Annotated in this window: 18 protein-coding genes and 1 tRNA gene; 8 read left to right on the forward strand and 11 right to left on the reverse strand. The window is 70.1% G+C overall.

Annotated elements, in window-relative coordinates:
* Position 1: 1 nt before the first annotated feature.
* From hutI to hutH, 3 genes are read right to left on the reverse strand one after another with little or no spacing between them, the layout of a single operon-like run.
* Positions 2–1177 (reverse strand): imidazolonepropionase, encoded by a 1176-nt coding sequence (gene hutI, locus FBY40_RS13010; RefSeq protein WP_141939240.1) that lies wholly within the window; start codon positions 1175–1177, stop codon positions 2–4.
* The gene (locus FBY40_RS13015; RefSeq protein WP_141939241.1) at positions 1174–2835 is read right to left on the reverse strand and encodes a urocanate hydratase; all 1662 of its coding nucleotides are present in this window, start codon (positions 2833–2835) and stop codon (positions 1174–1176) included. The genes hutI and FBY40_RS13015 overlap by 4 nt, the downstream gene beginning before the upstream one ends.
* Positions 2832–4406, reverse strand: a complete 1575-nt coding sequence (hutH, locus tag FBY40_RS13020) for a histidine ammonia-lyase (protein WP_141939242.1) — start codon at positions 4404–4406, stop codon at positions 2832–2834. Before hutH ends, FBY40_RS13015 begins: the two co-directional genes overlap by 4 nt.
* Before the next feature lie 58 nt (positions 4407–4464).
* Between hutH and FBY40_RS13025 the strand changes: the two genes are divergently transcribed.
* Entirely contained in the window at positions 4465–5244 is a 780-nt protein-coding gene (locus tag FBY40_RS13025) for an IclR family transcriptional regulator (RefSeq protein WP_442922867.1), read from the forward strand.
* Between the two features lie 3 nt (positions 5245–5247).
* Here the strand turns inward: FBY40_RS13025 and FBY40_RS13030 are convergent, their stop codons facing one another.
* Positions 5248–6261 carry a LacI family DNA-binding transcriptional regulator gene (locus FBY40_RS13030; RefSeq protein WP_141939244.1) on the reverse strand — a complete coding sequence of 338 codons (1014 nt, stop codon included), beginning with the start codon at positions 6259–6261 and terminating at the stop codon, positions 5248–5250.
* 201 nt (positions 6262–6462) lie between these two features.
* Here FBY40_RS13030 and FBY40_RS13035 point away from each other — a divergent pair, with 201 nt between their 5' ends.
* Genes FBY40_RS13035 through FBY40_RS13050 form a run of 4 tightly spaced genes read left to right on the forward strand, consistent with a single transcriptional unit; the run spans position 6463 to position 11651 of the window.
* Positions 6463–7719: a sugar ABC transporter substrate-binding protein gene (locus FBY40_RS13035; protein WP_141939245.1), complete on the forward strand. Its 1257-nt coding sequence runs from the start codon at positions 6463–6465 to the stop codon at positions 7717–7719.
* Between the two features lies 1 nt (position 7720).
* Positions 7721–8818 carry a carbohydrate ABC transporter permease gene (locus FBY40_RS13040; protein WP_141939246.1) on the forward strand — a complete coding sequence of 366 codons (1098 nt, stop codon included), beginning with the start codon at positions 7721–7723 and terminating at the stop codon, positions 8816–8818.
* Positions 8815–9732 (forward strand): carbohydrate ABC transporter permease, encoded by a 918-nt coding sequence (locus FBY40_RS13045; RefSeq protein ID WP_141939247.1) that lies wholly within the window; start codon positions 8815–8817, stop codon positions 9730–9732. The genes FBY40_RS13040 and FBY40_RS13045 overlap by 4 nt, the downstream gene beginning before the upstream one ends.
* A complete protein-coding gene (locus tag FBY40_RS13050; RefSeq protein WP_141939248.1) occupies positions 9729–11651 on the forward strand; it encodes a glycogen debranching N-terminal domain-containing protein in 1923 nt (640 codons plus the stop codon). Before FBY40_RS13045 ends, FBY40_RS13050 begins: the two co-directional genes overlap by 4 nt.
* Before the next feature lie 12 nt (positions 11652–11663).
* On the opposite strand, the gene FBY40_RS13055 is transcribed toward FBY40_RS13050, so the two are convergent.
* Positions 11664–12140 carry a YbaK/EbsC family protein gene (locus FBY40_RS13055; RefSeq protein WP_141939249.1) on the reverse strand — a complete coding sequence of 159 codons (477 nt, stop codon included), beginning with the start codon at positions 12138–12140 and terminating at the stop codon, positions 11664–11666.
* A gap of 130 nt (positions 12141–12270) precedes the next feature.
* On the opposite strand from FBY40_RS13055, the gene FBY40_RS13060 reads away from it, so the two are divergent.
* On the forward strand, positions 12271–13344 hold the full coding sequence (locus FBY40_RS13060; RefSeq protein ID WP_141939250.1) for a Glu/Leu/Phe/Val dehydrogenase family protein: 1074 nt from the start codon (positions 12271–12273) through the stop codon (positions 13342–13344).
* 17 nt (positions 13345–13361) lie between these two features.
* Here FBY40_RS13060 and arr read toward each other — a convergent pair whose 3' ends face one another.
* Entirely contained in the window at positions 13362–13787 is a 426-nt protein-coding gene (arr, locus tag FBY40_RS13065; RefSeq protein ID WP_268815536.1) for an NAD(+)--rifampin ADP-ribosyltransferase, read from the reverse strand.
* A gap of 195 nt (positions 13788–13982) precedes the next feature.
* On the opposite strand from arr, the gene FBY40_RS13070 reads away from it, so the two are divergent.
* Entirely contained in the window at positions 13983–15167 is a 1185-nt protein-coding gene (locus tag FBY40_RS13070) for an IS481 family transposase (protein ID WP_141939251.1), read from the forward strand.
* A gap of 44 nt (positions 15168–15211) precedes the next feature.
* On the opposite strand, the gene FBY40_RS13075 is transcribed toward FBY40_RS13070, so the two are convergent.
* From FBY40_RS13075 to galU, 5 genes are all read right to left on the reverse strand, one after another.
* Positions 15212–15287: transfer RNA gene (locus tag FBY40_RS13075), tRNA-Ala, on the reverse strand.
* Positions 15288–15353: 66 nt separating this feature from the next.
* Entirely contained in the window at positions 15354–16253 is a 900-nt protein-coding gene (locus tag FBY40_RS13080; protein WP_141939252.1) for a large exoprotein, read from the reverse strand.
* Between the two features lie 107 nt (positions 16254–16360).
* Positions 16361–17737: an HNH endonuclease gene (locus FBY40_RS13085; protein WP_141939253.1), complete on the reverse strand. Its 1377-nt coding sequence runs from the start codon at positions 17735–17737 to the stop codon at positions 16361–16363.
* A 140-nt stretch (positions 17738–17877) separates the two neighbouring features.
* Positions 17878–18507, reverse strand: coding sequence for a GNAT family N-acetyltransferase (locus FBY40_RS13090; RefSeq protein ID WP_141939254.1), 630 nt, complete (start codon positions 18505–18507; stop codon positions 17878–17880).
* Between the two features lie 36 nt (positions 18508–18543).
* Positions 18544–19431, reverse strand: a complete 888-nt coding sequence (galU, locus tag FBY40_RS13095) for a UTP--glucose-1-phosphate uridylyltransferase GalU (protein WP_141939255.1) — start codon at positions 19429–19431, stop codon at positions 18544–18546.
* 91 nt (positions 19432–19522) lie between these two features.
* On the opposite strand from galU, the gene FBY40_RS13100 reads away from it, so the two are divergent.
* Positions 19523–20119, forward strand: a complete 597-nt coding sequence (locus FBY40_RS13100; RefSeq protein WP_141939256.1) for a 5-formyltetrahydrofolate cyclo-ligase — start codon at positions 19523–19525, stop codon at positions 20117–20119.
* The last annotated feature ends 7 nt before the right edge of the window (positions 20120–20126 follow it).

The following is a 20126-nucleotide window of genomic DNA, read 5'->3' on the forward strand; positions in this document are numbered from 1 at the left end:
GCTACGCGGCGGGTTCTCCGTCTTTCCAGACCGCCGCGACGATCGGCACACCCGGCCGGTAGGCCAGATGCGTCCGCGTCGGCGCGTCCAGCAGCAGCACATCCGCCTTCGTGCCGGTCGCGATCGCCCCGACATCGCTGCGCCGCAGTGCACGGGCTCCCCCCGCCGTCGCCGCCCACACCGCCTCGGCGACCGTCATCCCCATTTCGCGCACCGCGAGGGCGATCATGAGCGGCATCGAACTGGTGAAGCTCGACCCGGGGTTGCAGTCGCTCGCGAGGGCGACGGTCACCCCCGCGTCGATGAGGCGCCGGGCGTCGGGATAGGGCTGCCGTGTGGAGAACTCCACGCCGGGTAGGAGCGTGGCGACCGTGTCCGACGCCGCGAGAAGACCCACATCGGCGTCGCTGAGGAACGTGCAGTGATCGACGGATGCCGCGCCGAGGCCCACCGCCAGGGCGACGCCCGGCCCCTCTCCGAGCTGATTCCCGTGCACGCGGGGCGCGAGGCCCCGCGCGACACCCGCCTCCAAGACCAGGCGCGCCTCTACCCCGGTGAAGGCGCCGTCTTCGCAGAAGACGTCGATCCACTTCGCCAGAGGTGCGCAGCGCTCGAGCATCGGTCCGCAGACGAGGTCGAGGTAGCCGCTCCGGTCCTCGGCGTACTCCTGCGGAATCACGTGAGCCCCGAGGAAGGTCACCTCATCGGTCACCTCGGCCGCCAGACGTGCGAGCCGCTCCTCGTCGTCCGCGGTGAGCCCGTACCCGGTCTTGATCTCCACGGTGGTGGTGCCCTGACGGTGCAGTTCGCGCAGGAATCCCGCGAGGCGCTCGCGCAACTCCCCCTCACCGGCCGCGCGCGTGGCCGCGACGGTGCGATGTATGCCACCGGCGGAATAGGGCCTGCCGGCCATCCGCGCCTCGAACTCGTCGGCGCGGTCGCCCCCGAACACCAGGTGGGTGTGAGAGTCGACGAACCCCGGCAAGAGGGCCCGGCCCGCGGCATCCACCACTTTCGTGTCGGAGCCGGGCGACGGTGCGTCTCGAGCGGACCCGACCCACGCGATGAGGCCGTCCCGCGCGAGGACGGCCGCATCGCGGAGCGTGCCGCACGCGTCGCCGTCGCGGGCGACATTGGTGGTCAGTTCGCCGATGTTGGTCCACAGCGTCGCGCTCACGGCATCGGCACCGTCAACCCGCGTTCGGCGGCGACCTCCCGGGCGCGTTCGTAGCCGGCGTCGACGTGGCGCATGACGCCGGTTCCCGGGTCGTTGACGAGCACGCGGGCGAGCTTCTCGGCCGCGAGCGGCGTTCCGTCGGCGACGGTGACCTGACCCGCGTGGATCGACCGCCCGATGCCCACGCCGCCACCGTGATGGATCGACACCCACGACGCGCCCGACGCCGTGTTCAGCAGCGCGTTCAGCAGCGGCCAGTCGGCGATCGCATCCGAACCGTCGGCCATCGCCTCGGTCTCGCGGTATGGGGAGGCCACGGAGCCGGCGTCGAGGTGATCGCGCCCGATCACGATGGGCCCGGCGAGTTCGCCGGAGGCGACCATCTCGTTGAACCTCAGGCCTGCGAGGTGGCGCTCCTGGTAGCCGAGCCAGCAGATGCGCGCCGGGAGCCCCTCGAACTGCACCGCGCCGCCGGCCTTGTCGAGCCAGCGCACGAGCCCCGCGTTCTCAGGGAACAGCGTTTTGACGGCATCGTCGGTCTTGCGGATGTCTTCGGGGTCACCCGACAGCGCCACCCAGCGGAACGGGCCGCGCCCCTCGGCGAACTGCGGACGGATGTAGGCCGGCACGAAGCCGGGGAAGGCGAAGGCCCGATCGAAGCCGCCCAGCTGCGCCTCGGCGCGGATCGAGTTGCCGTAGTCGAAGACCTCGGCGCCGGCATCCTGGAAGCCCACCATCGCCGCCACCTGCGCGGCCATCGACGCGCGTGCCCGCCGCGTGAACTCCGCCGGGTCGTGCTCGGCCTCGACGTGCCACTCCTCCACCGAGACGCCGACGGGCAGGTAGGAGAGCGGATCGTGCGCGCTGGTCTGATCGGTGACGATGTCGATCGGCGTGCCCCGACGCAGAAGCTCGGGGAACACCTCCGCTGCGTTCCCCACCACCCCGACGGAGAGCGCCTGGCCCGCGGATCGGGCGGCGACGACCCGAGCGACGGCCGCGTCGAGATCGGTCGTGTACTCGTCGAGGTAGCCGTGCTCGACGCGGCGCGCGAGGCGCGATTCGTCGACGTCGACGATGAGCACCGCTCCCCCGTTGAGGGTGACGGCGAGCGGCTGCGCGCCCCCCATGCCGCCGCATCCCCCGGTCAGGGTCAGGGTGCCGGCGAGATCGTCGCGCCCCATCGACCGCGCGACGGCGGCGAAGGTCTCGTACGTCCCCTGCAGGATGCCCTGCGTGCCGATGTAGATCCACGAACCGGCGGTCATCTGGCCGTACATCGTCAGGCCCAGGTGCTCGAGGCGACGGAACTCGGGCCATGTCGCCCAGTCGCCGACGAGGTTCGAGTTGGCGATGAGCACGCGAGGCGCCCACTCATGCGTGCGGAAGACGCCGACGGGCTTGCCCGACTGCACGAGCAGCGTCTCATCGGGTTCGAGCTCGTCGAGGGTGCGGATGATCGCGTCGTAGGCCTCCCACGAGCGGGCGGCTTTTCCGGTGCCGCCGTAGACGACGAGGTCGTCGGGCCGCTCGGCGACCTCGGGGTCGAGATTGTTCATGAGCATGCGCTTGGCAGCCTCCGCTCCCCAGCTCTTGGCGGTTCGCTCGGCCCCCCGCGGCGCACGGATCGAGCGGGCAGGTGCATGGATGTCGGTCATGAGTGCTCCTCGGAGATGATCGGTGAAAGAGCGGATGCCGCGGCGCGGGCGATCGCGCCGCTAGCGACGAGGCCGGCGACCGCCTCGAGCGCGGGTGAGAGGAATCTGTCGGGGCCGGGGCCGCCGGCGGCGTCGCGCACGAGGTCGGCGACCGCGCCGGTGGCGCGAGCCGGTCGGAGCGGGGCGCGCAGCTGCTGGGCTCTCGCCCCGGTGACGACCTCGATCGCGAGGACACGGGCCAGGCCGTCGAGGGCGCGCCGGAGCTTGCGTCCCGCCGCCCAGCCCATCGACACATGGTCTTCCTGCATCGCCGAGGACGGGATCGAATCCACCGATGCCGGTGCGGCCAGGCGCTTGAGCTCCGACACGATTCCCGCCGCGGCGTACTGGGCGATCATGAGCCCCGAATCGACGCCGGGCTCGTGGGCGAGGAAGGGGGCGAGGCCCTGATTGCGCGCGACGTCGAGAGCGCGGTCGGTGCGCCGCTCCGAGATCGACGCCACATCGGCGACGGCGATCGCGAGGAAGTCCAGGACGTAGGCGATGGGTGCTCCGTGGAAGTTGCCGTTGGACTCCACGCGGCCGTCGATCGTGACGACGGGGTTGTCGATCACGGCGGCGAGTTCGCGTTCGGCGACCATCCGGGCGTGGGTCAGGGTGTCGCGGGCGGCACCGTGCACCTGCGGGCTGCAGCGCAGGGAGTACGCATCCTGCACCCGCGTGCACACCTCGGGATCGCGATGACTGGCGACGATGCCCGATCTGGCGAGGAGAGCGCGCAGGCGGGCGGCCGAATCCCGCTGACCCGGGTGGGGCCGCAGCTGCATCAGGTCGGCGGCGAACACCGCGTCGGTGCCGAGCTGGCTCTCGATCGAGAGCGCCGCGGCGACGTCGGCGGTGTCGAGGAGCATCTCCAGGTCGTGGGCGGCGAGGAGCAGCATCCCCAGCATCCCGTCGGTACCGTTGATGAGGGCGAGGCCCTCTTTCTCTTCGAGGACGAGAGGGGTGAGGGATGCCGCGGCGAGCGCCTCCCGCGCCGAGGTGACGTCTCCGCCGCGCACCCGCACCTCGCCCTCACCCATGGCCGCGAGCGCGACGTGGGCGAGGGGTGCGAGGTCTCCCGAGCAGCCGAGCGACCCGTACTCGCGGACGATCGGGGTGATCCCGGCGTTCAGCATGCCCGCGTAGAGCTCGACGACCTCGGCACGCACACCGGTGCGCCCCGACGCGAGCGTCTGGAGCCGGAGGAGCTGAAGCGCCCGGATCACCTCCTGCTCGACCTCGGCTCCCGTTCCCGCGGCGTGCGAGCGGATGAGGCTCGCCTGCAGCTGGCGCCGGCGCTCGGGGGCGATGAAGGTGGTCGCGAGTGCGCCGAACCCTGTCGAGATGCCGTAGTGCGGGCGGGGGTCGTCGGCGAGGTTCTCGATGAGGGCGCGGGTCTCGCGCACCCGCGCGAGTCCCGCGTCGGATACCCGGACCGCGGCGCCGTGACGGGCGACGGCGACGACATCGGCCGGGGCGAGGGGCTGATCGCCGACGAGCACACCCGTGGCCGAGGAGAGCAGAGACATGACTCGATTGCACTCCGCGCCATCGCGCGGCGCCAGAGCGGCGTGGCATCCTGTGTCTGTGATCTCAGACAGCGGCACCGAGACGGACAGACCGCAGGTTCCGGCTGCCGACCAGACGCTCCGGATCCTCTCGCACCTCGCCCGTCAGCGCGGGCCGGTGCCGGCTCGGACGATCGCCGACGCCCTCGGGCTTCCGCGTTCGACGGTGTATCACCTGCTGACCACCCTCGAGCGCCGTGGTTTCGTCGTCCACCTCACGGCCGAGCGGCGCTGGGGTCTAGGTATCGCGGCCTTCGAGCTCGGCGGCGGGTACGCGCGTCAGCAGCCGCTCGCGCGCCTCGGACGCCCGCTGGTCGCCGCTCTCGCCGACCGTCTCGGAGAGAGCACGCACCTGGCCGTGATGAGCGGCCGCGACGTGCTCTACCTCGTGGAGGAGCGCGCGCCCGGTCGCCCGACCCTCGTGACCGACGTCGGGGTTCGCCTGCCCGCCCACCTCACCGCGACCGGCCGCGCAATGCTCGCCTCCCTCCCACCGGCGCAGGTGCGGGCCCTGTTCCCCGACGCGTCGTCCTTCGCCGACCGCACCGGGCGCGGACCCCGGCGTCTCAGCGAACTGCGCCGGATCCTCCGCGACGTCCGCACGCACGGTGTCGCCGAGGAGCACGGCGAGGTGACGCTGGGATTCCGCTCCGTCGCGGCTGTCGTGCTGGATCACGCCGGCTGGCCCGCGGCGGCGGTCGCGACGACGTGGGCCGAGGACGCCACACTTCGGCATTCCGACGCCGCTGCGCTCGTTCGAGAGACAGCCGGGGTGCTGGCGCGCAGAATCGGCGGGTGAGCGTCAGCGGACCACGAGACGCGGCTCGACGAGCATCCGCTCAGGCGGGCTCTCGCCGGTCGCGATGCGGCGCCCGGTGTCGTCGGTGAGGAGGTCGAGCACCGCACCGGCCACGAGCTCCGGCGCCTGCTCGACGCTCGAGAGCCCGAGTGCCTCGGCGACGGGGGTGTTGTCGAAGCCGATGAGTCCGATTCCGGTCGCGCCGCTGTCGACGGCGGCCAGGTGAGCTCCGACGGCCAGGGCGTCGCTCACGCAGACCACCGCGTCGATCCCGTCGCGCACGACCGGGTCTGCGAAGGCCCGAGCCATCACACTGCGGGCCTCCGCCACGCTGTCGGGCATGCGGAAGACCGGACCGGTGAGCCCCGACGCGCGCATCGCCTCGCGCCATCCGCGCTCCCGGTCATCGCCGGTGCCCGCATCGGGCGGCCACCCGAGCCACGCGACACGCGGCCCCCAGGCCTCGAGTGCGTGCACCGTCGCGGCCCGCGTGCCGGCAGCACCGTCGACGTCGACCCACGAGTGTCCGGACTCCCACACGTCGCCGCCGCCCCAGGGCCGCCCGAAGGCGGCGTAGGGAAGGTGTCGACCGTCCAACCACCCCGTCCGCGGATCGCCGAAGGCCGTGCCGGTGATCACCGCCGCATCGATCTCGCCGCCGTCGATCAGGTCGCTGAGCCGCGCGATCTCCTCGTCTTTGCTGCGGGCGCTGTAGATGAGCACGCGCAGCGCGCGCTCGTTGGCGTTCTCGGTCAGGGCATGGATGAAGCGGTCGAGGATGACCCCCGAGATCCCGCCGCTGAAGGGATCGATGTGCACGCCGATCGTCGAGCTGCGCCTCGTGCGCAGGCTCCGCGCCGCGACATGCGGCCGGTAGGCGAGCTCGTCGATCGCCCGCTGCACGCGTACCCGGGTCTCCTCCCGCACGATCGCGGGGCTGTTGATCACATTCGAGACCGTCTGCCGCGACACCCCCGCACGGCGGGCGACGTCTTCGACGGTCGGCGCCTTCGCCATTCTCCGACCCCCTGTGGTCTCGACGAACATCGGATCTGAACGATCAAATCGTTACCCGAGCGTAGCCGTCCGTCGTTGACACGCGAAAGAGCCGGGCCGTAGTCTTCCAGCGACACCGAATTTGAACGTTCATATTTGATCGTTCATATACCCCCGGACGATCCGAACGGTGTCGCGACTTCATTCAAAGGAGAGGGAGACATGACACGCAGGAAGATGCGCGCCGCGTTCGGCGCGGGAGCGATCCTCACCGCCGGAGCCCTGGTGCTGACCGGATGCGGCGGCGGAAGCTTCGACGACGGCGGCGGCGGAGCCGCGGCCGACGGCGAGCTGACCTCCTCCGACGACCCCATCACCGTCCTCATCGCCTCCAGCGGCGAGGCCGAGGCCACAGCCGTCGAAGACGCCGTCGCCGCATGGTCGGCCGAGTCCGGCGTCGAGGCGAGCGTCGAGATCGCCAGCGACCTCAACCAGCAGCTCGCTCAGGGATTCGCCGCGGGGTCGCCGCCGGATCTGTTCTACCTCTCCCCCGACGCCCTCGCCGGCTACGCAGACAACGGCTCGCTGCGCGCGTACGGCGACGAGCTCTCCAACGCGGGGGACTTCTACGCCCCGCTGGTGGAGAACTTCACCTACGAGGACGAGTTCTACTGCGCCCCGAAGGACTTCTCGACCCTGGCGCTGATCATCAACACCGACCTGTGGGAGGCCGCGGGCCTGACCGAGGATGACGTGCCGACCACGTGGGAGGAGCTGGCCACGGTCAGCCAGACCCTCACCACCGGTGGCGTCACCGGCCTCGCCTTCGGTCCCGAGGTGCAGCGTGTCGGCACCTTCATGGCCCAGGCCGGCGGCGGCCTCGTCACCGATGGCGCAGCCACCGCGAACAGCCGCGAGAACGTCGAGGCCCTGGAGTACGTCAAGACCAACCTCGAGGGCGGCAACTTCGCCTACGCCACCGACATCGGCGCCGGATGGGGCGGTGAGGCGTTCGGCCTCGGCTCTGCCGCGATGGTGATCGAGGGCAACTGGATCGAGGGGGCCATGCGCAACGACTACCCCGACGTGAACTACCTCGTCGCCCAGCTGCCCGAGGGCCCCGGTGGCCCCGGAACCCTGCAGTTCACCAACTGCTGGGGAATGGCCGCCGACAGCCCCAACCAGCAGGCAGCCCTCGAGCTGGTGGAGTACCTGACCGCCTCCGAGCAGCAGCTGGCCTTCTCCGAGGCGTTCGGCATCATGCCGTCGCTGGAGACCACCGCCGACGCGTGGCGCGAGGCCAACCCCGACCTCGCCGCCTTCATCGACGGCGCGGAGTACGCGCAGTTCCTGCCGACGCAGGCCGACGCCGCCGCTGTCATCACCGACTTCAACGCACAGCTGGAGTCGCTGGCCGAGTCCGATCCGACGACCATCCTCGACTCGGTGCAGGGCAACCTCGAGGCCGTGGTCGGCTGACATGACCGCCACGGTCACCACCCCCCGCGCCGGATCCCGCAACACCGGGATCCGGCGCGGGGAGGCCGCCGCGGGGTGGGTGTTCGTCCTCCCCGTCATCCTCATCCTCGGGCTGTTCCTCCTGATCCCGGTGCTGATGGCGCTGTGGGTGAGCTTCTCCGACTGGGCGGGACGGGGAAGCCCCCTGTCGGGATCCGTGAACTTCGTCGGCCTGGAGAACTACGCCGCGGTGACCACCGGTGGCGGGCTCGCCGAGCGCGACTTCGGCATCTCGCTTCGCAACATCGCCTGGTACGTACTGCTCGTCGTCCCGCTGCAGACCGCGCTGTCGCTCTTCCTCGCCGTGCTGGTCAACCGCGCGGTGCTGCGCGGCCGCGGCTTCTTCCGCACCGCCTTCTACTTCCCCTCGGTCACCTCCTCGGTGGCGATCACGATCCTGTGGCTGTTCCTCTTCTCCCAGACCGGTGTGGTCAACGCCGTCCTCGCCTGGATCGGGATCACGGGGCCGAACTGGTTCCAGGAGCCGAGCGGCATCGTCCACAACGCCCTCGCGGGGCTCGGGGTCACGAGCGGGCCTGAGGCGCTCACTCAGACCGACGTGCTCGGTGTGAGCCTGTGGGAGTGGCTCGCCGGTCCCTCGGTCGCCCTGTCGGCCTTCATTCTCATGGCGGTCTTCACCACGAGCGGCACCTTCATGCTGCTCTTCATCGCGGCCCTGCAGAACGTGGGCGGCGAGCTCGGCGAGGCCGGGATGATGGACGGCGCCAACGGCTGGCAGCGGTTCTGGCACATCACCCTGCCGCAGCTGCGCCCGACGATCTTCACCGTTGTGACCCTCGGGGTCATCGGCGGCTGGCAGGTCTTCGACCAGATCTACACCGGCACCGAAGGCGGCCCGGCGAAGACCACCGTCACCCCCGCCTACCTGTCCTACGAGGCGGCATTCACCCGTCAGGAGTGGGGCGAGGGGTCGGCGATCGCCTTCCTTCTTTTCCTCATCATCATCTTCTTCACCATCATCCAGCGCTGGGTGCTGCGTGAACGCGGGGTCTCCAAGCGACGCGCCGCACGCTACGAAGTGAAGGGGGGCCGGTCATGAGCGAGACACTGCCGCCGCAGGCGAAGGTCGCCCAGGTCGATCCGGGCCGATCCACCCCTGCGCCCCGCACCCGCCGCAACGGCCTCTCCCGCCGGGTCAGCGGTCAGATCTTCCTGTACGCGCTGCTGGTGATCCTCGCGATCATCTACATCTTCCCGTTCCTCGTGCAGGTCGCGACCTCGTTCAAGACCGACTCCGAGGCGGCGAGCAACGCGCTGTCGCTCATCCCGCAGACGGTGACCTTCGCCGCCTACGAGACCCTCTTCGGCCGGAGCGACTTCCCGCTGTGGTTCGTCAACTCCACGATCGTCACGGTGGTGGTGACCCTCGGCCGGGTGTTCTTCGTCTCCCTCGCCGGGTACGCCCTCGCCCGTCTGCACTTCCGGGGTCGGGGAGCCATCTTCGCCCTCGTCGTGGCCGTCATGGCGGTGCCGGCGGTGGTGCTCCTCATCCCGAAGTTCCTCGTGCTCAATCAGATCGGCATCTACGACACCTATGCCGCGATGATCCTGCCGCTTCTCGTCGATGCGGCCGGGGTGTTCATCATGAAGAACTTCTTCGAGTCCATCCCGGTCTCGGTCGAGGAGCAGGCACGCATCGACGGCGCAGGCGCCTTCCGGGTGTTCTGGTCGGTCGTGCTGCCGATGGCGCGGCCCGCCCTCATCACGATCGTGATCCTGTCGTTCCAGGGGTCGTGGAACGAGCTCAGCCACTTCATCGTCGCCACGCAGTCCCCTGAGCTGACGACCCTCACCAAGGGCGTCGCGTCGCTGGCCTCCGGTCAGCTCAGTCAGGGCACGCAGTATCCGATCAAGCTCGCCGCAGCGCTGATCATGACGATCCCGGTGGCCGTTCTGTTCTTCATCTTCCAAAAGCGCATCATGAACACCAGCGAAGGAGCCGTCAAAGGATGAACCCCCTCACCGAGCCCGCGACCCGCACGCGCCAGCCGCTGCTCGACGACGCGGTCATCGCGCTGCGCGCCCCCACCCAGGTGTGGTCGCGCGAGACCGGCGACGCCGGCGCGGGTGCGATCGACGGGATCTACCACGGCGACGTCCGGCATGTGCGCGACCTGGAGCTGACCTGCGACGAGTCGGAGGTCGAGTGGATCTCCCTCGCTCCCGACGGCCCCTCACGGGTGGTCTTCAGCGCGGTGCTGCGCGGGCTCGACGACGACACCCCCGACCCCAAGGTGCGGCTGCTGCGGGATCGCGTCGTCACTCCCGGCGAGGTGCGCGAGACCTGGACGCTGCGCTCAGCGCGTGACGAGCCGGTGTCGGCCACCCTCCGACTGCGTGTCGGTGCCGAGTTCGCATCGCTCCACGACGTCAAGGGCGGCCGTCCCGAGGCGGCGGTCACCGAGGTGCACGGGACGGATGCCACGGCGTCGGCGCGTTCGCAGACGGCGTCGTTCCTCCTCGAGGCCACCGGCGGCGTGGTCGAGACGAGCGGGTCGGACATCCGCGCGGCATGGTCGATCACCCTCCCCGCCCGCGGCGAGGCGACGGTGTCCTGGCGGATGATCCTGGAGGACACCACCGTCGTCGTGTCCGGGGTCTCGCACCCGAGCCGCATCGACGTCGCGGCCGCCGTGCAGGCGGTCCGCGGCGGCGATCCGCGTCTCGGCCGGTGGCTCGAGGTCGCCCTCGGCGACCTCGAGGCCCTGCGGCTCACCCTTCCCGATGAGCGCGACGATGCGTTCTACGCAGCCGGCGCGCCCTGGTTCTTCACGCTGTTCGGTCGGGATTCGCTCTGGGCGGCACGCCTCGCCCTTCCGCTCGACGTCGGCATGGCGGCATCCACCCTTCGCGTCCTCGCGCGTCTGCAGGGCGACCGAGACGAGCCCGACTCGGCGCAGGAGCCGGGGAAGATCCTCCACGAGCTGCGGGCGACCACGCTCGAGCAGCCGAGCGAGGGCCTCGCCCTCCCCCCGCTGTACTACGGGACGGTCGATGCGACCGCGCTGTGGGTGTGCCTCCTCGCCGACGCGTGGCGGGCGGGAATGCCCGAGGCGGAGGTCGCGGCGCTCGTGCCCGCTCTGCGCGGAGCGCTCGACTGGCTGGTCCATCACGGCGACAACGACGGCGATGGTTTCATCGACTACCTCGATCGCACCGGCCACGGCCTCGCCAATCAGGGTTGGAAGGACTCGGGAGACTCGATCCAGTGGCGCGACGGGCGCCTGGCGGAGGGGCCGATCGCGCTGTGCGAGGTGCAGGGCTATGCCTACGAGGCCGCTCTCGCCGGGGCTGAGATCCTCGAAACCCTCACGGGCGACGTCGATGAGGCCGCCCGGCTGCGGGCCTGGGCTCGTGAGCTGCGCGAGCGCTTCGCCGCGGCGTACTGGGTGGAGACCCCCGAGGGACGCTATCCGGCGGTGGCCCTCGACCGGCACAAGCAGCCCGTCGACACCCTGACCAGCAACATCGGGCATCTCCTCGGAACGGGCATCCTCGACGCCGACGACGAGGCGCACGTCGCTCGGCTGCTCCTGGGCGCTTCGCTGTCGAGCGGCTTCGGCATCCGCACGATGTCCACGGGAGCCGCGGGCTATTGGCCGCTGTCGTACCACGGGGGAAGCGTGTGGACACACGATACGGCCATCGCCGCGCACGGGATGCTGCGCGCCGGCCTCCGCACGGAGGCGGAGGAGGTCGTGACCGGCATGCTCGCCGCCGCAGAGGCGTTCTCGTACCGGGTTCCCGAGCTTCACTCGGGTGATCCGATCACCGAGACCTCGCGCCCCGCTCCCTACCCTGCGGCCTGCAGGCCGCAGGCGTGGTCGGCGGCCGCGGCCGTCGTGGCGCTGAGCGCGGTTCAGGGACGCTGACGGGCCGCCCGCTCAGTCGACCTTCGACACCGTCCCACCGGTGAGGTGGACCAGCTCATCGAAGGTGAGCGGGAAGACGGTGTGCGGGGTGCCGCCGGCGGCCCAGATCTCGGGATACTGCGCGAGATCCTCGTCGACCACGGTGGGAAGTGGCGCCGGGTGGCCGGTCGGTGCCACTCCCCCGATCGCCTGGCCCGTGGCATCCCGCACCTGCTCGGGCGTCGCACGTCGGATCGATTCGCGACCCAGACGAGCCGCGAGCGCGACGGTGTCGACGCGGTGCGCGCCGCTCGTCATCACCAGGAGCGGTTCGCCGTCGCTCCAGAACACCAGGCTGTTCGCGATCGCGCCCACCTCGACACCGAGCGCCTCGGCCGCGAGGACGGCGGTGGATGCGGCATCGGGGAGCACGACGATGTCGCCGGCGATTCCGGCGGCGCGGAGGGCGTCATGGACCAGGCGACTGCGGGGCGGGAGCGAGGAGGTCATGCCCGTCAGCCTAGGGTCGCGGCGCGGCGCTGTTGAACCGTGGCGCCGGCGGTGATGCAATGGAGTCGGATGCGGCGAAGCGGCCGCATCCGACAGAGCACGCCCACAAGGCCCGCCGAAAGAGGACGCGATGACGCACACCCTGCCCCTGCCCGATTTCACCCACGAGCGCGTGGAGGTGATCACGGGGCGGCGGAGCGGTCTGTTCCTCGCGGTGGCCCTGCACTCCTCCGTCCTCGGCTCCGCGCTCGGTGGCGCACGACTATGGACCTACCCGCACTGGAGCGATGCCCTCGGCGACGCCCTGCGCCTCTCTGCGGCGATGACCCTGAAGAACGCCGCCGCGGGCCTCGACGCCGGAGGCGGCAAGTCGGTCATCGCGCTTCCCGAGGGGACGATTCTCGACGCCGAGCGCCGGCGGGCCGCCTTCCTCGACCTCGGCGACGCCGTCGAAGCGCTGAACGGTCTGTACCGCACGGCAGAGGACGTCGGATCCACCACCGACGACATGCTCACGGTCCGCGAGCGCACCGAGCACGTCGTCGGCCTCCCCGACGCCGTCGGCGGCTCGGGTGAGCCGGCAGGGCCCACGAGCCTCGGGGTCTACGCGTCGCTGCGGGCGACCCTCGAGCGCGTGACCGGAAGTGCGGATGTCGCGGGCCGACGCATCACGATCTCGGGCCTCGGTCAGGTCGGCAGTCGCCTCGCGCTGCGGCTCGCCGCCGAGGGAGCCGTTCTCACGGTGACCGACGTGAACCCCGCCAAGCGCGACCTCGCCCGCGAGCTGCAGGCCTCTTGGAGCGAGCCCGGATTCGAGCACCTTGTGCCCGCCGACGTCTTCGTCCCCGCGGGGATCGGCGGCCTCCTCACCTCGGAGATCATCGACGACCTCGACGCCCGCGCTGTCTGCGGCCCGGCGAACAACCCGCTGGCCGAGCACGCCGGCGCCGACCGGCTCGCGGCGCGCGGCATCCTCTACGCTCCTGACTTCGTGGTGAACGCGGGCGGAGTGATCTACCTCGACCTCGAGGCGAGGAAGCTCGGCACGCGCGAAGAGATCATGGACCGCGTCGCCGGCATCGGCGACACCCTGCGCCGCGTCTTCGACGAGGCCGACGAGCGCGGGATCACGCCGCTCATGGCCGCCGAGGGGCTCGCGGCGCAGCGGCTGTCGATCGGACATCGGTCACCGGCTCTGGCCTGAGCTTGCGCGGGCCGAGGTCAGTTGATGATCTCGGCCCCACTCGCGGCGAGTTCCGCCAGACGGCGACGCCATTCCTCCCGGGCCTCGGGGGTCAGCCGGGTCCAGGCGGTGATCTCTTCGATGACGATGAGCGGTGCAGCCGAGCGGTACGAGCGCGTGGGGTTGCCGGGGAACTTCTTGTCCGTGACGTTCGGATCGTTCTCGAAATCGTCCGTCACCTCGACGCGGTAGACGTGCAGTCGGGCATCTTCGGAACCGAGAATCACCGCCAGCTCCGCCGCGAGACCGGCGCCGTCAGGCGATGCCGTGAAGTAGACGTGGTTCATGACGACGTCGGATCGATAGTTCGATCGGAATCCCGCGCTCACGTGGTCGCCGGGCATCAGTTCGGCGCGTGTGCCGTGGAAGAAGGGTCCGTCATCGAGAGGATGCTGCGCCGCCACCCGCCCATTATGCGCGCACGCTGCCCGACCCGACAGAGCCCGCTGCAGACGAGAAGAGCCCGCCCTGCGGGCGAGCTCTTCTCGGTGTGGTGGACCTGAGGGTGTCTGGGTTCACGACATAGGTCTCAGTTGATAGGTCTCTCATGAGTCGGGTCATAGGTCACGGGTGAGTCGGGTCATAGGCGACACTCGTGGATGTCGTCGAAGCATCGGGTCGTGGTGTTGAAGATCGTCGTCGGGGAGCTCTCGGTCACCGACGCGGCCGAGGGGTACGGCATTTCGAGACGACATCTTCACCGGCTGCTCGCCCGCTACCGGGAGCACGGGCTCGAAGGACTTGAGGCGTTGTCGCGGGCTCCGAAGTCGTCCCCGCACGCGGCGACTGACCGGGTGCGAGACCGGATCGTGCAACTGCGGAGCGCACTGACGGCAGCGGGGACAGACGCCGGACCGATCACGATCGCGTGGCACCTTGGTCAGGAGGGACTGAGAGCCCCGTCGACGTCGACAATCCGCCGGATCCTGCATGCTGCCGGCCTGATCATGCCAGAGCCCCGCAAACGTCCACGATCCTCGTTCGTCCGGTTCGAAGCCGCGCAGCCGAACGAGACCTGGCAGTCCGACTTCACCCACTGGCGCCTCGCCGACGCCACCGACGTGGAGATCCTGAACTGGCTCGACGACCACTCCCGACTCCTCCTCAGCTGCACCGCCCACCACCCCGTCACCGGCCGCACCGTCGTGGACACGTTCCGCGCCGCCGTCGACACCTACGGCCCGCCCGCTTCCACCCTCACCGATAACGGACGGGTCTACACCGCCCGGCACGCCAGAGCCCGCAACGAGTTCGAATACGTCCTCGCCGCCCTCGGCATCGTGCAGAAGAACGGCGCCCCGAACCACCCGCAGACGCAAGGGAAGATCGAACGGTTCCATCAGACCCTGAAACGCTGGCTCGCGGCACGACCGCGCGCGCACACGATCCCCGAGCTGCAGGCCCAGCTCGACCAATTCCGGGATCACTACAACACCGCCCGCCCACACCGCGCCCACGGCACCACCCCCGCCGCGGCCTACGCCGCCACTGCGAAAGCCGCTCCCGCCGGGCACAGCGACCACACGCACTACCGGGTCCGTCACGACCACGTCGGCACCAACGGCAAGATCAGCTTCCGCCGCGCCGGCCGCATGCACCACCTCGGCGTCGGCGCCCTCCACCGCGGCGCGCCCGTCATCCTCATCGCCGACGACACCACCATCACCGTCGTCGCCACCCGCACCGGCGAGATCATCGCCTCTAACCAAATCCAGCCCGACAAGACCTACTGGCGCAACACGATGAAAGCCCCCGGCCGATGGCCGGAGGCTTTCAAACCGTGACACATGTCGCGACTCAGGTGAGACCTATGTCACGACTCATCACATGGTGGACCTGAGGGGATTCGAACCCCTGACCTCTTCATTGCGAACGAAGCGCGCTACCAACTGCGCCACAGGCCCGAGAACCTCCGTTACATTATCACCCTCGCCGGGCGACCGACGAATGCCGTCCGCCCGCCCCGGGGATCACGCGCCGGCGGCGCGACGCTCGAGCAGTCGACGAACGTGATCTTCGATCTCGGCATCGTCGACGTAGCCCATCCGAGCGAAGTTCGGCCCCGGCTGCACGGCTCGCGCCGCGCGGGCGACCTCGATCGACGGGGGTCGCTGGGCCTCGGCGCGCATCCGCGCCGCTTCGGCGACCGCGGCCTGACGGAGCTCCTCGCGGGCGTCTTCGACGTCGCGCACGGCAGCGGCCTGCGAACCCGCCGAGACGGTGAGCGGCTTCGGCAGCTCGCGCGGTGCCCACACCGCCCGCTGACGGGAGGGCGGGAGCGCGACATCCTGCACCACCGGCGCCTGACGGACGATCGGGACAGTGGATGCCGCAGACCTGCGTGCCACCCGCGCGGCGACACGGGCCATCTGCGCCAGGACCGAGAGTGCGACCACGACGAGGCTCAGACCCCCGATGAGTACGCCGACCGCGCCGGTCGCCACGATCAGCCACGCACCCCATGCGGCGAGACCCAGGCCACTCAGACCCAGCGTCGTCGCGACAAGCCGCACGCGGCGACGGGCGCGGGCCTGTCGGGCTTCGGGAGCGGCTTTGGCCGCGGCCTTCTCGGCGCGTGCCCGTTCGAGATCGACGCGGGCCTGCTCGAGTGCGGCCTCCTCGCGTTCGGCCATCGCCCGCTTGGCGAGCTTCTGCTGCGCGGCAGCGGTGCGGGCCGACAGCTCGAGGCGGACCTCGGCCGGCGTCTCGCTCGTCTCTGCGAGGACGCGCAGGGCCTGGTTCAGTCGGACGGCGTTTCGCTCCGCGGCGTCGAACTGCCGACGGCTGTGCCATGAGGGCAAGAGGTAGACCAGCCACAGCAGCACCGCCACGAGCACGATCACCCCGCCACCCAGCACCTGTCCGCCCATGCGCATAACGGTATGCGACGGGGGCACCCGGGCCCGGCAAGGCGGTGCGTGTCGCGGTGTCTCATTCGGCTGCGCGGGAAGAATGCTCCTGCCGCGCCGGGTCGACCTCAGAACGGCGCCGGTTCGTGGGGGTTGTCAGCCGGCTCGTCGGTGATCCGGAACTCTCCGGTGAAGGTAGTCCACTTCACCCACAGGTCGTCGGGAAGATCCTCTTCCGGATGGAAGTGCACCCCGTGGCCGGGTGGATTGTCGATGTGGGTCCGGCCGGCCGGGGAGGTCCACTCGATGACCCCACCGTCGAGTTGCTTCACTTTCCAGGCGGTGAACTGCTTCATGCTGTGATGCCGTTGACACAAGCAGCACAGGTTGCAGATCTCCGTCTTCCCACCGAGGGCGGCGTCGTGATTGTGGTCGACCTCGCACTTCCGGGCTGGCATCCGGCAGCCCGGCCACCGGCAGTGCTTGTCCCGGCCTTTGAGGAACCGGTCCATGGCCCTAGTGCGCTGGTAGGTGTCCACCGCCATCGTCAACCCGGTGATCGGGTGGGTCAGCAGCCGCTCCCAGGTCTCGTCGCTGTTGCCGGCGAGCAGCCGGGCGGTGTCCGGATCGATCGGCCCCACCCCGGCAAGGTCACACGGGACGTCACTCTGCCCCATCAGCGCCATGACGGGGATCACGACCTGCACCTTCGCCTTGATCGCCCCGAGCCCACCGGCGCCGTCGCCGCAACCGGTCGGGTCCAAGCTCGGGGCGGAGGTGAGGAGCATATCGGCGAACAGGTCGGCACGGACCTCGTCCAGAGACCGGGTGTCGTCTGTGCCCGGTTCCCGGGCGGCGATGACCTCGTTCGCCTGCTCGGTGATCCGCTGGAAGATCCCCTCCACCAGCACCGTGGAGTGCACAGACCGCAGCTCCGACATCCCGTCACCGAGCGCGTAGCGAACGATCCTCCGATCCCGGTAGGAATCCGCATGCCGGTCCGTCAGAGTCCGGGGGTTCATCCGCTCCGCGAGGATCTCCAGATCCGCGCGGGCACGCCCCGGGGTCTCGTCCAGGCAGATCTCCGCCGCGAGCTGATCGAACTCACCCTTCACCCCTGGCGGCAGGCGTCGCCCGATGTCTTCGACCACGGCCACGTGCGCGCGGGTGATCAGACCCTTTTCCAGGCAGTGCACGGTGGCCGGGTAGTCGTTCACCAACGCGTACGCACTGTCGATCTGCCGCTGCACCGACCGGTCGGACAGTCGCACCGCCGCCGCGATCTCCGCCGCCACACCCCGCAACGCCATATCCCGGTCCCGCACCACCGCCGACGACCCCTCCGCCAGCCGTGCCGCAAACGCGCCCGCCTCAGCCAACGCACGCGTCTGCTCCGCTTCCGCGGCCGCGAGCGCCGCCTGCGCGGCCTCCACCCGCGTCAGCACACCCGTCAGCTCAGACCTGTCCTCGTCACTGAGGAGGGTAAGCCGTGGGTTCGAACGCATGTATGAAGCTTCCCACCACCCTCCGACATCGAGACGCGAAACTCTCAACCCCAGGTTGAACCAGATCGGCGACGGCAGGGGTGGCGTCGGACACCACGCACGCCGTGGGCGCAGGCGGCACGAATCACAGCCGACGCGGATCAGGCGTGAAGTCGGTCCGCGGGCGGAATCGTCGCCGCATCCTGCGGAACCCGCCCGTCGAGCCAGCGCGCGAGCACTCCCCCGGGCACGTCCTCGCGCACCAGGGCGAAGCAGTAGTGATCGCGCCAGTCACCGTCGATGTGGATGTACCGGCGCCTCAGACCCTCGTAACGGAATCCGAGTTTCTCCACGACGCGCAGACTCGCCCGATTCTCGGGCCGAATGCAGATCTCCATCCGGTGCAGCCGCGCCTCGGTGAAGCACACGTCGGTCGCGAGCGCGACAGCGGTGGGCGTGATCCCGCGTCCGGCGAATCGCTCGCTCACCCAGTACCCGATGGTGGCGGTCGCCAGCGACCCCCGCGCGATGCCCCACACGTTGAGCTGCCCGGCGATCTCGCCGTTGTACTCCATGACGAAGGGGATGCCGGTGCCGTCACGGTACTGCTGCAGCAGACGCCGGATGCCAGAGCGCATGTCGAACGACACGGGCCCGTCGGGGCTGGTGGCCTCCCACGGGCGCAGCCACGACCGATTGCTCAACAGCTCGTTCTGCACGGTACGGGCATCCCGCTGGCGGATGAGCCGGATCGAGATGGGGCCGTGCTGACGGGGGGATGACAGATCCACACGCCCCCCTTGCTACGGCGGTGTCGCCGTGTCAGGTCACAGCTTCGCCGCGAATTCCTTGAACCAGGGACGCAGCTCGGGGCCGAGGTCCTCTCGGTCTGCGGCGAGCTGCACGATGGCCTTGATGTAGTCCACTCTATCGCCGGTGTCGTAGCGACGGCCGCGGAACACCACGCCGTAGACGCCCGGTCCGTCGGGGTCGGCGGCCATCTCCTGGAGGGCGTCGGTCAGCTGGATCTCGCCGCCCTTGCCGGGCTCGGTGCGCTCGAGGATGTCGAACACCGACGGCGAGAGCACGTAGCGCCCGATGATCGCGAGGTTCGAGGGCGCGTCCTCCTTCGCGGGCTTCTCGACCAGCCCCGTGACCTTCACCACACCGTCGTCGTCGGTGGCTTCGACCGCCGCCGCGCCGTAGAGGTGGATGGAGTCGGGGTCGACCTCCATGAGCGCCACGATGGCCGCACCGCGCTTGGTGTGCTCCTCGAGCATGGTCGTCAGCAGCGGGTCGCGCTCGTCGATGAGGTCGTCGCCCAGGAGCACGGCGAACGGGTGGTCGCCGACGTGGGCGCGGGCACGCAGCACCGCGTGACCGAGACCCTTCGGCTCGCCCTGGCGCACGAAGTGGATGTCGGCGAGCTCGCTGGAGTGCTGCACCTTTGCAAGCTTCGAGTGATCGCCCTTTCGCTCGAGCGTGGACTCCAGCTCGGGAACGGAGTCGAAGTGGTTCGACAGGTTGTTCTTGTTCCGGCCGATGATGATCAGCACATCGTCGATGCCGGCCGCGGTGGCCTCCTCGACGACGTACTGGATCGCCGGCTTGTCGACGACGGGGAGCATCTCCTTGGGCATCGCCTTGGTGGCGGGCAGGAAGCGCGTTCCGAGTCCGGCGGCGGGAATCACGGCTTTGAAAGGGCTACGAGGCACGCCCCCGATTGTAGAGGGTGGATGCCTCGGGAAAGCACTCGCCGCTCCCGAGCACCGCGATCGGCGCGAGCCGTCCGCCTAAGATCGACCCATGTCAGACGCGATCGCCGATGCCAAACGGGCGCTCCGCGCCGACCTGCGCGAGCGCCGGAATCTCCTCTCGGAGACGGCCCGCGAAACCGCAGAAGACGGCATCGCCGTTCAGCTGAACGCGCTGGTCGAACGCCTGGGCGTCCGTTCGATGTCGTGCTTCCTCTCCACGCCGACAGAGCCCGGCACCCGGCGCTTCGTCACCGAGGCGGTGCGCCGCGGCATCCGGGTGCTTCTTCCGATCACCCGCACCGACGGCCTCCTCGACTGGTCGGTCGCCACGCCCGACCTCGACATCACCGAGGGGATGTTCGGCCTCCCCGAGCCGGTCGGCGAGGTGCTCGGGCCCATCGCGGTGAACGACGTCGATCTGCTCGTCATCCCTGCCGCCGCGGTCGGACAGGACGGAACGCGCCTCGGCTGGGGACGAGGCTTCTTCGACAAGACGCTCGGGTCGATGGAGCGGTGTCCCCCGGTCTACGCCGTCATCTACGACACCGAGCTGCTCGATGCGGTGCCCCGCGACCTGCACGACCAGCCGGTGTCGGGCGTGGTCACCCCGACGCGTACGATCGATCTCGCGCCCGCCCGACGCTGACCCAGCG

The sequence above is a fragment of the Microbacterium sp. SLBN-154 genome (assembly GCF_006715565.1).
GTDB lineage: Bacteria > Actinomycetota > Actinomycetes > Actinomycetales > Microbacteriaceae > Microbacterium.

Excerpts from the sequence above, each read along its gene's own strand:
- FBY40_RS13080 (WP_141939252.1), bottom strand. The coding sequence starts at position 16,253 with ATGGGCGGACAGGTGCTGGGTGGCGGGGTGATCGTGCTCGTGGCGGTG.
- FBY40_RS13035 (WP_141939245.1), top strand. The coding sequence starts at position 6,463 with ATGACACGCAGGAAGATGCGCGCCGCGTTCGGCGCGGGAGCGATCCTC.
- FBY40_RS13055 (WP_141939249.1), bottom strand. The coding sequence starts at position 12,140 with ATGACCTCCTCGCTCCCGCCCCGCAGTCGCCTGGTCCATGACGCCCTC.
- FBY40_RS13030 (WP_141939244.1), bottom strand. The coding sequence starts at position 6,261 with ATGGCGAAGGCGCCGACCGTCGAAGACGTCGCCCGCCGTGCGGGGGTG.
- FBY40_RS13060 (WP_141939250.1), top strand. The coding sequence starts at position 12,271 with ATGACGCACACCCTGCCCCTGCCCGATTTCACCCACGAGCGCGTGGAG.
- FBY40_RS13040 (WP_141939246.1), top strand. The coding sequence starts at position 7,721 with ATGACCGCCACGGTCACCACCCCCCGCGCCGGATCCCGCAACACCGGG.
- FBY40_RS13100 (WP_141939256.1), top strand. The coding sequence starts at position 19,523 with ATGTCAGACGCGATCGCCGATGCCAAACGGGCGCTCCGCGCCGACCTG.
- FBY40_RS13045 (WP_141939247.1), top strand. The coding sequence starts at position 8,815 with ATGAGCGAGACACTGCCGCCGCAGGCGAAGGTCGCCCAGGTCGATCCG.
- FBY40_RS13085 (WP_141939253.1), bottom strand. The coding sequence starts at position 17,737 with ATGCGTTCGAACCCACGGCTTACCCTCCTCAGTGACGAGGACAGGTCT.
- FBY40_RS13050 (WP_141939248.1), top strand. The coding sequence starts at position 9,729 with ATGAACCCCCTCACCGAGCCCGCGACCCGCACGCGCCAGCCGCTGCTC.
- FBY40_RS13070 (WP_141939251.1), top strand. The coding sequence starts at position 13,983 with ATGTCGTCGAAGCATCGGGTCGTGGTGTTGAAGATCGTCGTCGGGGAG.
- hutH (WP_141939242.1), bottom strand. The coding sequence starts at position 4,406 with ATGTCTCTGCTCTCCTCGGCCACGGGTGTGCTCGTCGGCGATCAGCCC.
- FBY40_RS13015 (WP_141939241.1), bottom strand. The coding sequence starts at position 2,835 with ATGACCGACATCCATGCACCTGCCCGCTCGATCCGTGCGCCGCGGGGG.